A 14,541-nucleotide genomic window follows, 5' to 3' on the forward strand; every position below is an offset into this window, starting at 1 on the left:
CCTATATCTATAGCACGTTTCGCTTACACCAAAAATCTTGCATGCACTCCTTATAGAAATATCTTTTTCTTCAGATATTATTTTAGCCATCTCTCGCCTTTGAGATGGCTTCCTTACTTTTTTTCAAGTACTTCCTTTAATATATCAGCTCTTAACCTTTCCTCAGCATACATCTTCTTAAGTCGGGTGTTCTCAGATTCTAACTCCTTTAGTTTAGTAATCATCGGTAAATCCATACCGCCATATTTTGATCGCCATTTATAAAATGTCGCTGACGATATTTTATGTTCTCTTAGTATAGATGCTACAGGCATCCCACTGCTCGCCTGCTTTAAGATAGACATGATTTGGCTATCACTGTGTTTTGATATTGTCATTTATAGAATCTCCTTCTTTACTTCTAGAACATTCTACTCCTTTTGTCGATTGTTTTTGGGGAGGATTACCCTACTACTTTCTTCTTTTGCTCCAGTAAACTTTGAACCCTTCTATTTAATTCTTCTCTTCTTTTTTTGTAACAAATTCTATTGTCTTGATTTAGTACCTCTTCCGTTAATGGCACTTCTTGTGTTTGCATCACAATAGCTTCTTGATTACTGTATTTTCCATTTAGCTGTCTTTGGTAATTTTGATACTGTGATTTCATTTGAAGAAGACCTAAAGCGATGAGTTAATTTCACTCTATCTTAAATATCGTTTTTGGTCAAAATCTTATTCTTAGAAAAAAATAGGATTTTATTGGCGGGTTCTAAGTTGCTCTATAGACTCTGGAGGAAAGTATCTGTAAAAGGTTGTCCTACCTATCTCTAGCGTTTTTATAATATCGGAAATAAACGGATAATTTTCACTATCTTTTAGCATAGCTTTTGCCGTACGCATTTTTTCATCACTCATAAACTTAGGTCTTCCACCTATTCTACCGTTTCTACGGGCAGATTTTAAGCCGGCTTTGGTATTTTCTACAATAATCTCTCGCTGAAACTGATCGAATGCTGCATTCATATGAAAGAAAAGTCTTCCTTCTGCTGTTGAAGTATCTATATTTTGGGTAATTACTTGCAAGCCAATTTTTTGCTCTTCAAGGATTTTTACAGTACTGATTATTTGCGTTAGTGATCTTGCAAGACGTGATAATTTCCAAACTACAAGCGTGTCGCCTTCACGCATATAATCAAGTGCTGCCTGCAATTGAGTACGTTGCTTACTTGCACCTGATATTTTTTCTGTAAATATTTTTTTACATCCTACCTCATTAAGAGCATCAATTTGATGATTAGGGTTTTGATCTAATGTTGAAACCCTTGCGTATCCGATGAGCATATCTTCTTATTCCTAAAACGCTTTTTTGTTATATTAGCAGAACATTTTAATAAGAACAAGGTTTTGGAACAATCTTTGGACAGATTTTAATAAAGTTTTTGTGAGTCTGTTACTTGTTCCTAAAACGATCGTTTTTGGAATATACTAACATTTGTTACTACTTTCGTTGTCAATAATCCATATTTATTGCATTGATTGCCAGTATGAACTTTTCTTTTGTACTAGTCAGATTTGCTAAATCTGTCTTTATAGATATTTCATTTTGATTTCTTTCTATATTAAATCTTTTCAATATTCTTTCTATTAGTTTTAGGTTTTCATTATCGGTTACTAAGTGTTCAATATCATCAAGTATAAAGCCATCATCCGTAAAAGTGTATTATTGCTCTTCAGCAGACAAATAGATTTGCAGGTAATCATTGTGTCGGTCTAAGTACTTAAGTTGTAGAAGTCAAGATTTAATCTTACAGACATTATAAAAATTATATCTGAATGTCTGATAAGTTATGACTGTCAGATGAGTATTCAAGATATAAGATTTCGTTATTCTTTTCAACAGCTAACTTTTTACTATCCATAAAAGTCTGCATAGGTGTTTTTCCATAGCAATATTTACCGGAATGCGGTCTTTCATTATTATAATATTCTAGCCAAATATCAAGATCTAGTTGTAGATCATCAAGATCAGTATAGATCTTTTTACGCATAGCAGTATCAAAGAATTCTTGTTTCATAGTTTTATTAAAACGTTCACACATACCATTTGTTTGAGGAGAATATGCTTTAGTAGTAGTATGCTCAATACCCTCAATGCTTAAGAACAATTCAAAAGCATGATGTTCTATATTACCTTTATACCCACCACCTCTATCAGTTAAAATACGAAGTACTGGTATTTGCTGACTCTCATACCATGGTAACACTCTATCATTAAGCATGTCAGCAGCGGTAAGTGCTGTTTTATCAGTATATAGTTTAGCCTCTGCAACCCGAGTGTAACTATCAATAAACACTTGAGAATATACCTTGCCTATGCCTTTAAAATTACCTACATAATATGTGTCTTGGCATCCTAGATAACCTGGATGCTGTGTATCAATCTCACCATGAGCTTCTTTCTCGCTACGCCGTTTCTCTAATACTTGTAACTGAGCTTCGGTAAGAACAATACCATCCTGAGCCATTTTGGCTTCTAATGCTTTAAGTCTTTTATTGATATTATTTAAATCATTACGTAGCCAAATAGATCTAACTCCTCCAGGTGATACAAGAATACCAGTCTTTTTAAGCTCATTTGATACTCGCAGCTGACCATAAGCGGGGTATTCTATTGCCATATCTAATACTGCTCTCTCTACGGCAGGATCAACTCTATTCGCTATAATTGGCTTCTTCCGACTAATCTCATATAATGCTTCTTCTCCTCCTGTTTCATATAACTCTTTAAACCTATAATAACTGTCTCTACTGTAACCCATAGCTTTATATGCTGACGATATACTACCAAGACTCCTAGCTAATTCTAGTAATCCTATTTTTGGCTTTATTATTTTTTGATTTAGATTCATCTCTAATCCTCCATTTAATATTATCTTAATTTTACTAAATGTAAGATTAAATCTCAACTATTACACTTAAGTGTTATACAGACTATATTTTCTTCAATTGCCTCTATATTTCTTGCATCTTCAAACAGTGTTCTTGCTTTCTCTAAAATCTCACTCATATGAATACTCTATATTCTTAACCGCTAGACTACCAGCTAGCCTCCGTATCACATGCGAGTAGTTATTTTTAACCCAATCAGCCATGAATCTTGTTGGCATTGTTATGGTCATGGTTTTGGTTTCATTATCTTCTGTAACATCTGCTTTACAAAACCAAGTCTCGTCTATAGCCCTACCTAGCTCTTCTCTTAAGCCTTTTCGTATTTGATTCCACGCCGTCTTTTCTTCTATTTTATCGCATTCCTGACTGCTTTCTAAAATTTCAATATCTTTGCTACTAGAAATAATATCAGACTTTTTGATTTTAGAATATTGCTTTTCTAGAATCGCTGTACTGACTACTTTGCTTTTCCCTTTCTCTCTGCCACCTTTAGCAACCCCTACTCTCTCAGGCTTTACATCTTCAATTCTCTCTTCTTGCTCAGCTTCCTGCACATAATAACCGTTAATTCCATATACTGCTTCTAGTTGCTCGCGGAGTGTTGCTATTTGTCGCTCGCTTAAAACAAGGCGGTTTGGGACTAACGCAGTAATAAAGCTATTATCATTGTTTGTCTTAAATTGTACTTTCGTTAGTATCTTATATGCTATCTCAGCACTAAATCTTCCTGCTATCTTCTTCCTTACCTGCATCTCTTTACTGGTATCAAATGAATTCTCTATTTGACTTAGGTATTTCTCATATTCAAGTAAATTCTTCTCTATCGTTCCTATGTTACAGCTGAACCTAAAGCTTGTATGATTAACTAATGGTCCTTGATGCTTCTCATTCTTTAGAATCTTTGCCATATAGCTTAAGAACGTAAATTTGTTCTTAAATCTCTTCTCAGGATATTTGATGTATAGCTTCAGTAATAACTGATTCATAAAATTATTACTGAATTCTCTACTAGCTCTAAAGTTAAGCGTATCTACATCTTTTTCAGAAAGTGGATAGAAATACCTTAGTTCCCGCCATCCTGACTCAGCATCATTTAAAAAAGAATCATTATTATAAGATTTAGATGAAGAGGAGCTTTGCTCCTCTTCAAAAAACTCTTCTTTGTGATTTATTGCTGTATTTTTTGTTATTGTAGGCTCTCTAAATTTGTCTTGTGAGATACCTTGGGATGGAACGTGGCATAAATATTGCGAATTATTTTCAGAGTTCAAATGATTTCCTAAATCTTCACAATTTACATCTATATAATCTATATCTTTATAATACTTATTCTTTATTATTTCTTCTTTATTATTTAGGGCTGTTTTTTTGATTATGCTAGGCTGTTTTTTTGACCATGCCGCTTCAAACTCTGCATAAGTATCGGGAAAAGTAGAAGAATTAATACTTGGTAATTCGTCATGATTAATGTCAGATATTTCTTCCTGTTCTTCACACTGTTTAATATAAGAGCTTGGAAAGACTAAAGGATTAATAGATATGACAAAAATAGATTTGTCATATCTATTAGAATCAACATCATCAGATTTAGCATATTTATGCTCTACTTTGATAAAGAAGCTATTATCTTGTTGTTTGATATATCTAAATATCCTATCAAGAGTACTACGGCTTATGTTATTTTTCTTCATTAATGCACTAGATGTAGAAGAAAAAGAAAACATGTTAGGTACATAAATGGCATCTTCATCTGCTATACTACTAGAGTTATGCCTAAAGTTCTTATAGGCAGACATAATACAGTTTAAGAAGAACAGTTTGTATTTAGATGGCATGCCATCTTTAAACAAGCTCTTCATGAATTCGAGTTCAATAGGAACGAATAATTTAGTTCTAAGTATATGATCTAGATTAGACTCATGGTCTAATTTAGAGCTATCACTTACTTTTAAGTTAGATTGTGAGTCTTTAATTCTTGCGTGCAACATATCAGGAAGAACAGGTATTAGCTTATTAGCTAAATCCATACCATTCTTTCTTTTTCTTCTAAATACTTTAAGAAGCCCTAAAGATTCAAGCTTAGCTGTCATCTTTAAAATAGTAGATCTCATACTAGCGTTATCTACTATGCTTTCAGTATCACAAGAAACATCAACACCAAGAAGTTTAGCAAGTTTTAATGATGGATAGGTAATATACGCATTACCTTTGCTTAGCTCTAACTGATATAGTGAGACAATCTGCAAGAAAAATAATATGTCATGAGGTGACAATGATGAGTCTGCATGACCTAAAGAGGTGGACAAAGAAGAGTCTATAGAAGAGAATTTTGTATTACTTACGCCTAAACTACCGAAGAATAGTGAATTATTTTTTGTACTGTTGCTATTATGTAACGCAAAATTAAATAATTCCTGCACTAAATCAGGATATAACAAGGTATAATGATTATTATGATGAGTTAGGGAATTAACATTACCGTAACTAGTGGCAGTTTTATCTTGTTGATAAGCTAAATTGCTTATGTGGTGTAAAGATAGTTGATTAGTATTGTGTTTTTGTTCGATGTGTGGTATATTCACTTTATAAACCTTTGTTTCGGGGTTTTAGTTTCAATAGGTGGGTACTCAACCGGCAAAAGTAGTGTACCTGCCTAAACAACAATATCTAAAGACTAGAAAAATAATCCTACAGTGTCAACAAAAGAATTCGAATAAAATTCGGATAGAAGCCTTAATATATCCTTTCAAAAATTTTAATCTTGAAAAAAAACAGAAAAGTAATATTATATAGATATCTAGGTAGCTAGCTACCTAGATATCTATATAATATTACTTGGTCATAAAAATGTCTGTAATTACTATTGCGGCTAATAAAGGAGGAGTAGGAAAAACAACAATTACTGCCCTTATAGCAAGCAATTTAGCAAAAAAGAAAAAGCAGGTGTATCTAATAGATTTAGATCCACAACAAAGTTTAAAACAATGGTGGCAAAAAAGGGAAGATGAAGATATATCTCTTGTAGATATTAAATATAATCAATTAAAAGATGCTCTAGCAAAAATAAATACAAAAGATAGCTATGTTATTATAGATACACCACCATCGCATTTAAAAATAATTGAACAAGCTATACTTGTAGCAGATTACATATTAATACCATGTAGACCTTCGCCTTTGGATATTGAAGCTATAGGTGAAACTTTAACTATAATAGAAGAACATAAAAAGAATTTTACCTTTATTTTGAATAGTTCTGTGTCAGGGACTCAAATAACAGAGCAGACAATTTTATTACTATCAAAAAATGGTCAGATTGCACCATCACCTATAAGACAAAGGATTATATATGCTATTGCGATGTTAGATGGAAGAACTGCATTAGAGATGCATAATAAAGCTGCTATCAGTGAGATTAACGAATTATGTAATTTTATAGAAGGAGAAATCAAGAGTCATGAAAAAAAAACCACTAAATCTAGAAACACTAGGGGAAATAAGAAAACCAAGGCGGAATGAAGAGCTGGAAACTAGTCTTATAAGAACCAAAAGAAGAAGCGAGAGAAATGTTCAATTAAATCTAAAGGTAACAACGGACTTTTATAATAATTTGAATAAGATAGCAATAAAAGAGCAATGTTATATGGTAGAAGTACTTGAAAAAGCACTAGCTAGATATCTAGCTAGCTAGACGTCTAGTTACTATATTCTACCAACTATTTTGTCTATTGAAATATTAAAAAAGTTTGCGACGGCATATAGTGTTCTAGTACTAAGATTTTTCTTAGAATCATGTTTTTTTATAAAATAGTTTATAGTATCTGTTCCGATATTACATGAAGCAGCTAATTGGTGAGATGAAATATTATTTTCCTTTAGCATGGACACAATAAAATCTTTAGTGTTGTTAGACATTTGTACGGGACTGATCTTGATATATTTAGTACTATCATCCTGTATATAATCAACCCTTCCTAAAATTTCATCAATTGAGCAATTAAAGTAATTAGCAATTTTAAGAATTGTAACTAAAGAAGGGCTTACAGGTATGCCATTTAATAATTCACTAATACTAGAACGTTTGATTCCACTTTCATTAATAAAATCTTTTCGTAGAATTTTATGTTCATGAAATTTAACGTTTAAAAATTTCTGAATGCTTATAGTTATCGACATAAATATACTTTAAAAAAAATTCCGAGAAATATTCGGAATTTATTTGACTTACTTTGTTTTTTTTATTAACATAGTCTATGTGGGTACACTACTTTTGCCGGTTGAGTACCCACCTATTGAAACTAAAACCCCGAAACAAAGGTTTATATTATGAAACTATCATATATTAATGGCTTTGGCAACAAAGGTAATACTTTTGGAGCTAAGGCATATCAACGGAGAGCTTGTCACAACAGACAAATTCAAACACCACTCCCCAATACCTACAACCTGACTACTTTTTGTCAGCTAGTCAAAGCGAAAGCTACTATAGCAGGAAATATAGCGGTAACCTTAATTTAAAATCAAAGTTTTTCAAGATATCTCGAGTAGCATCAGTGATGTTGCTATCACTTGGATTTCTTGCAACTACGTTAGAAGTAAAGGCACAATCAGCTATAGAACCAAATCAAAGTTTTCTATTTGGCAATAGCTCTGCAGGAATGAGTGCTAACGTGCCTTTACCACCAATCATGCACCAATCACCACCCTCAGCTCCTCCGTCACCGCCTGTGCTACCAGCTATGCCTGGTTTCATCAGCGATGCAAGTATAGGGGGGCAATCAGACAATAGGTCAGCATTGTTCGAGTCGATCAGGAATTTCGGCAAAAACATATTAAAAAAGGTAAAGAAAGAGCCAAAGCCTAAGGTTGTACCTAGCGATGGGGGGATTTAATGAGCCAGCTACACAATACACTTGAGAGAAGAAGAAGCGGTATATCTGGAGAGAAGAAGAGTGCTAAGTCAAAGAAAGTGGTAAAGCAAGCACCTAAATTAACAGCTGAGGAGATTAAACGGAAGAAAGCAGAGAATTTAGCAAGAGCAGCAACAATTCGCGAGCAAAATAAGAAGAAATGGGAGGAAGCGGCTAAGAAGAATGAGGAGATAGCAAGAGAAAGACGCCGAGCTGAAGCTGAGGCAGTAAAAGCTAGGATAGAGCAGAAAGCAAAGGAAAGAGGCGAGAATAGGGAAGGTGTAGTCATGGGGATAAATCCAGCACTGCATCACAACATAGTGACAGAACTAAGATCTGAGATAGCGCTCTTAAGAGAGCAGCTAAAGAATCAAGGTATCAATAATTTAGCAGGAACAATAAGCGGAGGAGCAGAAGAGCCTATATACAACAAACCTATAGATACTATTAGTATGGCAAGTAATAGTACTGAGTACTCAGAACCTTGGCAAGACCCTGATACCTTGATAGGTGAGGCTTTTGAAACTGAATTTAGTACATCAAAAGTACAAAAGCAAATAGCACCGTCAGCACCACCTCTATCAGCATTTAGCAGTTCAGAAAATTTAAACATTTCAGAAGTTGATTCATTAGGCGAGGAAGAAAAGAAAGTAATAAAAATGCTAGATGAAGCGATAGAAGATAGCGGTTATAGCGGTTCTAGTTGTGTGGGCGATGATGATTGGAGTGGTGAGGATAATATTTCAGATACTGATGGATATGACACTGTATATACGAGTAGTGGTAGCGAATATTCTGAGGATAGTGGCGACGAGGACGGGATATCAATTTCGCCACCTGCGATTGAAGAGAAGAAAGAGGAGCTATCTTCAGCTGTTGCAAGTAACGATAGTAGCATTAATGAAGTAAGTATTGCACTAGATAGTAACGAATCAGAGGAAGTGTCACAGGAAGAAAGTGCCGCAGCAAGCGTTCTTGAGATACAAGATAAGGTAGAGGAAGAAGATAATTTGCCTCAAGAGATATCTACTAACTTAGATAGTATCGCAAGCACTGAGCCACAACAAGCTACCTCTATGAGTCAGGAAGAGTTACGTAAGAAAGCGACCATGGTAGCAGCATCACATAACCAAGCACGAGAGGCTAGAAAAATATCTAGTAATCATATCAAGCACCGCATATTTGCAAGAGAAGTACTAACTGCTACTGTATCTGCAGGTGAAGAAGAAGCAGGTAGGGCTCTAGATGATGCAGCTGAAAAAACCCGCGGCTATAGTATATGGAGTAGTGGTACGCTTGGCAGTAACAAACAAAAAGCTAAAGCAGACGTAAATGGCTACAGCACTAAAATAGCCGGAGGCACTATTGGGCTAGAGCTTAACCTTGAGAATGACTTACTGGTAGGTAGCAGTTTTGGCAAGTTTAGTAGTCGTGTGAAATATCACGATCAAGGTGGGTCAAGTGATTTACGAAGCAGTACCGCAAGTAACAGAGCTAAATATGATACTTATATATTTAGTCTATATGGGTCGAGCCCAGTAAGTCGTGATATCAGCATGTCGGTAATAGGTTCAGCAGGACTTAGCAAAGGTAAAAAAGCAAGATCAAAGTTATTGAGTTTTGAGCCGCATCTTAACTACAGAATAGAGTTACCGAGAGCAGTAACGCTCATACCTCACATTGGCTTGAGATACGAATATGAGAAAGCAAACGCTTACCAAGAGCAAATAGCAAGTAACCTATCTATAGAGCATTCTAAAAAGAGTTACCAAGCCTTAAATGGTGAGATAGGTAGCAGAGTAATATTTGCACCTATCAAACTAAAGGAAATAGGTACGTCTAACGCCATACTATCTAATACTATCTTAACACCAACGGCGCATTTTTCGGTAGAGAGAAGAATAGGCAGCAGGGGCAAAAAACCATACCTTCACTTTAACGTACTACGAATCCCAGCAAACTATCGGGACTGGCACCATATCAACTAATGCTCAAAACGAAAGGACAAGCCTTAATGCTGGAGTCGGATTAATAGCGAGCAGTCAGAACATTAAGCTAGAGCTATTGTACGACCATACTAGGCACAAGCGATTTAAAGCACATCAAGGAGTATTGAAACTAAAAGTAGGTCTTTAAGATTTAGTAAAATCTAAAGGAAAGCGAAAGTTATTTTCAAAAATCTTAATAGTTAAGAAGAGCTTAAGAAGCGAAGTAGTTGTTAATAGCGTAAAAGACAAGCGAAATAAACAGAAATTCAGTAGGAAAATATGTACGGATTAGTAATAGATGAGAGAAACATAACATGGTTAGAGGTTGCAGGTATGAGCAATTACCGTAATCACGATTTTAAGGAGGCGGTTGAGAGTTTTGATCGAATGTTTGAGATATTGAACCAATCAAGGCTTGATATAGCAGCTATGCAGAAAGTAATTAACGCGGTTTGCCGTATAGATGAGATATTGAGCATCATAGGAGTTAATCTTTTTTCGTATGAGTTTGAGTATATGGCACTAAAGACTAAGTGCAAAGGTTTACTTCTACTTGAGGAATATGAAGAGATGGCAAACATTCATTTAAGACTTAATGCTTTAAACGAATCATTAAATGGAAGTTTTGTAGAACTAAAGGAGGCAAGTTAATGAGTAAGGCTTTTAATAGTACTGCAGAATTAGAAGCATCATATTCTGCAATGTTAGGTGGAGGGTGGCGAGAAGTGCCAAGCTGGTATGAGATGGGCTTAGAGTATTATCTGCAGGGCAAGCAAACAGAGAAGGTTGTGGAATATATGAGCCGCACTTTAGAGAACAATCCTTGCAATTACTACGCATATTACTATCTAGCATCTGCTTTGAAGAAAACTATAATGGACTGAGAAAACAGGACAGAAAAAATAGTACTCAAGTTTCCGAAATAAGTTACAATAAATTATAATGGACTGAGAAAACTGGACAGAAAAAATAGTACTCAAGTTTCCGAAATAAGTTACAATAAATAGGTAAAACTTAGGAGGAAAGATGAAGAAAAATAAGGTTAGGATTTTCAGTAGTGAAGAAAAGACTAAGGTAGTATTAGAATTAATAAAAGAGGATGCTACCTTAAGTCAATTAGCATCAAAATATGAGATAAGCTCCAAGACAATTCAGAATTGGAAAAAGCAGTTTGTTGCTAATGCAGCTCTAGCTTTTGAGCCAGCTAAAGTTTTGAGTGAATATCAAGAACAAATTAGTGATCTCAAAGAACAAAATGATGAACTAGCTAAAGCTCTTGGGAAAGCTACGGTGGAGAGGGACTGGGCTGTGGGAAAGCTAAAAAGCTTGGACTTATCAAATAGAAAGAGTCTTGTCCAGTCCAAGCTAGATCAACTACCAAAGACAAGACAATGTGAGTTGCTAGATATTAGTCGCTCTACAACATATTATAAAGTTAAACCGCTTAGTGTAGATAAATTAAGTATCTTAAATAGAATAGATGAAATATATACAGATAATCCCGAATTTGGTTATCGTTATATTTATCATCAGTTATTAGAGGATGGTTTTTCAATTGGCAGAGATCGAGTATTAAAATATATGAGGATGATGGGAATAGAAGCCATTTATCCTCATAAGAGAAAGTCTACTTCTGTAAAGGATAATGAGCATAAAGTATACAGTTATTTACTTGATCAATATTGGACTAAATCTAGAACAACAAAAACAGTACATGTACCTAATGTCAATGAGGTTTGGAGTGGTGACATTACTTACATTAGAACTCATGATGGCTTTATGTATATGGCGGCTATTATAGACTGGCATAGCAAAGCTATATTAAGTTATAAATTATCCAATTCTATGGATGCAACTCTTGTTACTGATGTCTTGAAGGATGCCCTTAATAAATATAATGCTCCAAAGATATTTAATAGTGATCAGGGTAGTCAATATACTAGTCATGACCATATACAGATACTAAAAGATAATAATATTCAAATCTCAATGAATGGAAAAGGTCGAAGTATTGATAATATCGTAATAGAGAGATTTTTTAGGACTATAAAATATAACTGTATATTTATTAATGATTTTAAAAATATTAAAGAACTGAGGATAGGTATTGATAATTATCTGTATAAGTATAATTATCAAAGATTTCATTCGGGTATTGGTTACAAAAAACCTATGGATGTTTATCTGAATTATACGCAAAATTATTATCAATTAGCTGCTTAACAATATAATAAAAATAGGAAACGAATTTGATTATTTTTTGTCTTGATTTCTCAGTCCATTATACTTCTTGGAATTGCTCTATAGCTTATATTGACTCTTGTTATGTATGCTAGCGTCTGTAGTGTTCTTACCATGTTCAGGTCTAATTACCTATAGCAAGATATGTACTATAATTATTTTTTATTGAAAATCTATTATTTGTCTATATAATGCATTTTAGTTTAAATAATTATATTCATAGACCATGGCACAATTACGAACACCACCTTTAGCACCTCTGATAATTGCAGTACTTAATGGCAATATAGAATATACTAGTGAGTTATTACAAAATGGGGTAGATATAAATGTACGTGATAAGAACGGTAATTCTGCGTTACATATAGCCGCAAGTAAAGGATATAAACAAATTGCTGAAATGCTTCTGTTATATGGAGCAACTGTTGATGCACCTAATTTTGAGTTAGCCACACCTCTACATTATGCTGCTGCTAATAATTATAAAGGGGTTACTCAATGTCTTCTTAATATGAATGCGAATAAGGCAGCTGTTAATAAATATAACCAGTCTCCACAAGATTTTGCTAGATTGTTCAATTCTCATGAAGTAATGCCAATATTATGTGAAACTGATAGTAGTGTATGTACTACACCACAACAAAGTCAAATAGTATTAAGTTATAATATAGATATAGGTGGTGTAACAGCTTTATCTATAATGACTGAATTAGCAACATCTCACAAAACAAAGATCGTTATGGCAGATTATCTAAAAATTGTTCCAACTGGTTGTAATACTAATTCTTTATTTATGTATATCTATGATGATATAAAACAAGACACTTATATCAGTTTTAATATACCAGAAACATTAAAGATATTTAGCGAGGCAAAAAATAATGCTCTTAAAGCTTTAGAGAATAGCGATGGTTTGATTATACCTGGAAATGTCAATATGGTTGATGCTAGGTTGTTTGGGGAAGCTATTAGTCCACATGACATGCAATCACATAACTTAGAACGTAATATTGCAGAAATGGCTTTGATTCATGTTGCAACTCAACGCGGCATTCCTATACTTGGTATTTGTGGTGGGCATCAAATTCTTAATACTTATTTTGGCGGCAAGATCGGTCATAAGAGTGATGATCATAATTCATATGTTAATATTATTCCAGATTCTGAACTTTCACAAATAATTTTTGGTAAACCAAGTATGAGCATAGGAAAAGAAAAATTCTGGGAGGCTCATCAGCAAGTTGTAAAAGAGATAGGGGGCACTAATCACATCAACGGTAAGCACGATTTGTTTAAAGCTGTAGCTTATACCAATGATGATATTGAAGCCATAGAATCACAATTTGGGGCATCTATTATGGGAATACAATTTCATCCTGAAATGTCTACGTATAGCAATGCATTCACTTGCTCAGAGAAAGCAAGAGATAAGAAAATTTACTTAGCATTTCAGCAATCAGTACGTTCCTTCCATAATAAACAAGTTTTGCTGACGGAATTTAAAAATAGTAAACATTATTCTAAAACTCAACACCCAACTGAAGATATCGCTGAAAAACCTATTAATTATGAAAGTAATATATATAACAATAATATAATTGATATGTTTAACGCGACTTCTAGTGATAATAATAATTCAGTTGAGATTATAGGATATACAAATGTAGAAATTCTTGATTGAATCCTAACTATTCTTTTTGGAAAGTAGTAGATACTACGGTAATCCTCCCAATTTTAATCGCAATAGAGAGTAGAGAGTTAAGCTGCAAGAGCTAATTTTTGTATTGGTGTTATACCCCCTATAGCCATATTTGGCCTTTCATTATTATATGACCAAAGCCATTGAGTGGCAAGATCTTGTGCTTCTTGTATACTACCAAATAAATACTGGTCCACCCAATCATATCTTACAGTCCTATTATATCTTTCAATATATGCATTTTGCTGAGGCCTGCCTGGCTGAATAAATAGTAACTTGATATTGTTCTCCTTTGCCCACTTATTCAATAACTTACTTATATATTCAGGTCCATTATCACAGCGTATAGATTTTGGCTTACCTCGCCATTCTATAATTTGATCTAGTGACCTTATAACTCTTCCTGCCGGTAATGAAAAGTCAATCTCAATGCCAAGACCCTTCCTATTAAAGTCATCAATCACATTAAATAAACGATATTTTCTTCCATTATCTAAACTATCTTGCATAAAGTCCATAGACCAGCAATCATTTATTGTATTAGGCACTATAAGCTTTTCAGGTTTCTTGCGAATTAGTCTCCTCTTAGGTTTTATTCTCATATTAAGAGCTAGTTCCTTATATATCCTGTATACACGTTTATGATTCCAACCAAAACCTTTGATATTACGTAAATATAAAAAACAAAGACCAAAGCCCCAGTTCTTTTGATTACCCACTAAATGCATTAGCTGGCTCGCTATAATATCATCCTCAGATGATAGCTTCCTCTTAT

The 14,541-nt window shown here is 34.0% G+C and carries 14 protein-coding genes and 3 pseudogenes; 8 read left to right on the forward strand and 9 right to left on the reverse strand.

Annotation, left to right across the window (positions count from 1 at the left end; genetic code table 11):
* From AC0ODJ_RS08915 to AC0ODJ_RS08940, 6 genes and pseudogenes are all read right to left on the reverse strand, one after another.
* Nucleotides 1–377, reverse strand: a pseudogene (locus AC0ODJ_RS08915) (transposase); the annotation flags it as partial.
* 65 nt (nucleotides 378–442) lie between these two features.
* Entirely contained in the window at nucleotides 443–580 is a 138-nt protein-coding gene (locus AC0ODJ_RS08920; protein ID WP_474466100.1) for a hypothetical protein, read from the reverse strand.
* A gap of 155 nt (nucleotides 581–735) precedes the next feature.
* Entirely contained in the window at nucleotides 736–1,320 is a 585-nt protein-coding gene (locus AC0ODJ_RS08925; RefSeq protein ID WP_218460270.1) for a recombinase family protein, read from the reverse strand.
* A gap of 169 nt (nucleotides 1,321–1,489) precedes the next feature.
* Nucleotides 1,490–1,687: pseudogene (locus AC0ODJ_RS08930) on the reverse strand (DUF1828 domain-containing protein); the annotation flags it as partial.
* Nucleotides 1,688–1,802: 115 nt separating this feature from the next.
* Complete coding sequence (locus AC0ODJ_RS08935) at nucleotides 1,803–2,888, reverse strand: IS481 family transposase (protein WP_474465612.1); 1,086 nt, start codon at nucleotides 2,886–2,888, stop codon at nucleotides 1,803–1,805.
* A gap of 150 nt (nucleotides 2,889–3,038) precedes the next feature.
* Nucleotides 3,039–5,510, reverse strand: coding sequence for a DnaA N-terminal domain-containing protein (locus AC0ODJ_RS08940; RefSeq protein WP_474466103.1), 2,472 nt, complete (start codon nucleotides 5,508–5,510; stop codon nucleotides 3,039–3,041).
* A gap of 265 nt (nucleotides 5,511–5,775) precedes the next feature.
* On the opposite strand from AC0ODJ_RS08940, the gene AC0ODJ_RS08945 reads away from it, so the two are divergent.
* Entirely contained in the window at nucleotides 5,776–6,447 is a 672-nt protein-coding gene (locus tag AC0ODJ_RS08945; RefSeq protein ID WP_474466105.1) for an AAA family ATPase, read from the forward strand.
* A 183-nt stretch (nucleotides 6,448–6,630) separates the two neighbouring features.
* Here the strand turns inward: AC0ODJ_RS08945 and AC0ODJ_RS08950 are convergent, their stop codons facing one another.
* Both AC0ODJ_RS08950 and AC0ODJ_RS08955 read right to left on the reverse strand, forming a co-directional pair.
* The gene (locus AC0ODJ_RS08950; protein WP_474466107.1) at nucleotides 6,631–7,104 is read right to left on the reverse strand and encodes a helix-turn-helix transcriptional regulator; all 474 of its coding nucleotides are present in this window, start codon (nucleotides 7,102–7,104) and stop codon (nucleotides 6,631–6,633) included.
* Between the two features lie 448 nt (nucleotides 7,105–7,552).
* Nucleotides 7,553–7,714, reverse strand: a complete 162-nt coding sequence (locus AC0ODJ_RS08955; protein ID WP_474466121.1) for a hypothetical protein — start codon at nucleotides 7,712–7,714, stop codon at nucleotides 7,553–7,555.
* Between AC0ODJ_RS08955 and AC0ODJ_RS08960 the strand changes: the two genes are divergently transcribed.
* The 7 genes and pseudogenes from AC0ODJ_RS08960 (at nucleotide 7,668) to AC0ODJ_RS08990 (ending at nucleotide 13,748) form a co-directional block, all read left to right on the forward strand.
* Entirely contained in the window at nucleotides 7,668–7,820 is a 153-nt protein-coding gene (locus AC0ODJ_RS08960) for a WH2 domain-containing protein (RefSeq protein ID WP_474466118.1), read from the forward strand. The genes AC0ODJ_RS08955 and AC0ODJ_RS08960 overlap by 47 nt on opposite strands.
* Nucleotides 7,820–9,826: an autotransporter outer membrane beta-barrel domain-containing protein gene (locus AC0ODJ_RS08965; protein WP_474466110.1), complete on the forward strand. Its 2,007-nt coding sequence runs from the start codon at nucleotides 7,820–7,822 to the stop codon at nucleotides 9,824–9,826. The genes AC0ODJ_RS08960 and AC0ODJ_RS08965 overlap by 1 nt, the downstream gene beginning before the upstream one ends.
* A gap of 279 nt (nucleotides 9,827–10,105) precedes the next feature.
* Nucleotides 10,106–10,477, forward strand: a complete 372-nt coding sequence (locus AC0ODJ_RS08970) for a hypothetical protein (RefSeq protein WP_474466112.1) — start codon at nucleotides 10,106–10,108, stop codon at nucleotides 10,475–10,477.
* Entirely contained in the window at nucleotides 10,477–10,710 is a 234-nt protein-coding gene (locus AC0ODJ_RS08975) for a hypothetical protein (RefSeq protein ID WP_474466114.1), read from the forward strand. The genes AC0ODJ_RS08970 and AC0ODJ_RS08975 overlap by 1 nt, the downstream gene beginning before the upstream one ends.
* Before the next feature lie 142 nt (nucleotides 10,711–10,852).
* Nucleotides 10,853–12,049: an IS3 family transposase gene (locus tag AC0ODJ_RS08980; RefSeq protein ID WP_474464651.1), complete on the forward strand. Its 1,197-nt coding sequence runs from the start codon at nucleotides 10,853–10,855 to the stop codon at nucleotides 12,047–12,049.
* A 244-nt stretch (nucleotides 12,050–12,293) separates the two neighbouring features.
* A pseudogene (locus tag AC0ODJ_RS08985) lies at nucleotides 12,294–12,614 on the forward strand (ankyrin repeat domain-containing protein); the annotation flags it as partial.
* A gap of 246 nt (nucleotides 12,615–12,860) precedes the next feature.
* Entirely contained in the window at nucleotides 12,861–13,748 is an 888-nt protein-coding gene (locus tag AC0ODJ_RS08990; protein WP_218460089.1) for a gamma-glutamyl-gamma-aminobutyrate hydrolase family protein, read from the forward strand.
* Between the two features lie 77 nt (nucleotides 13,749–13,825).
* Here the strand turns inward: AC0ODJ_RS08990 and AC0ODJ_RS08995 are convergent.
* The coding region (locus tag AC0ODJ_RS08995; protein WP_474466116.1) for an IS3 family transposase at nucleotides 13,826–14,541 on the reverse strand (716 nt) is incomplete at its 5' end.

The sequence above is a fragment of the Rickettsia senegalensis genome (assembly GCF_056135685.1).

Coding starts and splice junctions, on each gene's coding strand:
- AC0ODJ_RS08925 (WP_218460270.1), bottom strand. CDS start 1,320: ATGCTCATCGGATACGCAAGGGTTTCAACATTAGATCAAAACCCTAAT.
- AC0ODJ_RS08975 (WP_474466114.1), top strand. CDS start 10,477: ATGAGTAAGGCTTTTAATAGTACTGCAGAATTAGAAGCATCATATTCT.
- AC0ODJ_RS08935 (WP_474465612.1), bottom strand. CDS start 2,888: ATGAATCTAAATCAAAAAATAATAAAGCCAAAAATAGGATTACTAGAA.
- AC0ODJ_RS08960 (WP_474466118.1), top strand. CDS start 7,668: ATGCCTGGTTTCATCAGCGATGCAAGTATAGGGGGGCAATCAGACAAT.
- AC0ODJ_RS08990 (WP_218460089.1), top strand. CDS start 12,861: ATGTATATCTATGATGATATAAAACAAGACACTTATATCAGTTTTAAT.
- AC0ODJ_RS08950 (WP_474466107.1), bottom strand. CDS start 7,104: ATGTCGATAACTATAAGCATTCAGAAATTTTTAAACGTTAAATTTCAT.
- AC0ODJ_RS08965 (WP_474466110.1), top strand. CDS start 7,820: ATGAGCCAGCTACACAATACACTTGAGAGAAGAAGAAGCGGTATATCT.
- AC0ODJ_RS08945 (WP_474466105.1), top strand. CDS start 5,776: ATGTCTGTAATTACTATTGCGGCTAATAAAGGAGGAGTAGGAAAAACA.
- AC0ODJ_RS08970 (WP_474466112.1), top strand. CDS start 10,106: ATGTACGGATTAGTAATAGATGAGAGAAACATAACATGGTTAGAGGTT.
- AC0ODJ_RS08980 (WP_474464651.1), top strand. CDS start 10,853: ATGAAGAAAAATAAGGTTAGGATTTTCAGTAGTGAAGAAAAGACTAAG.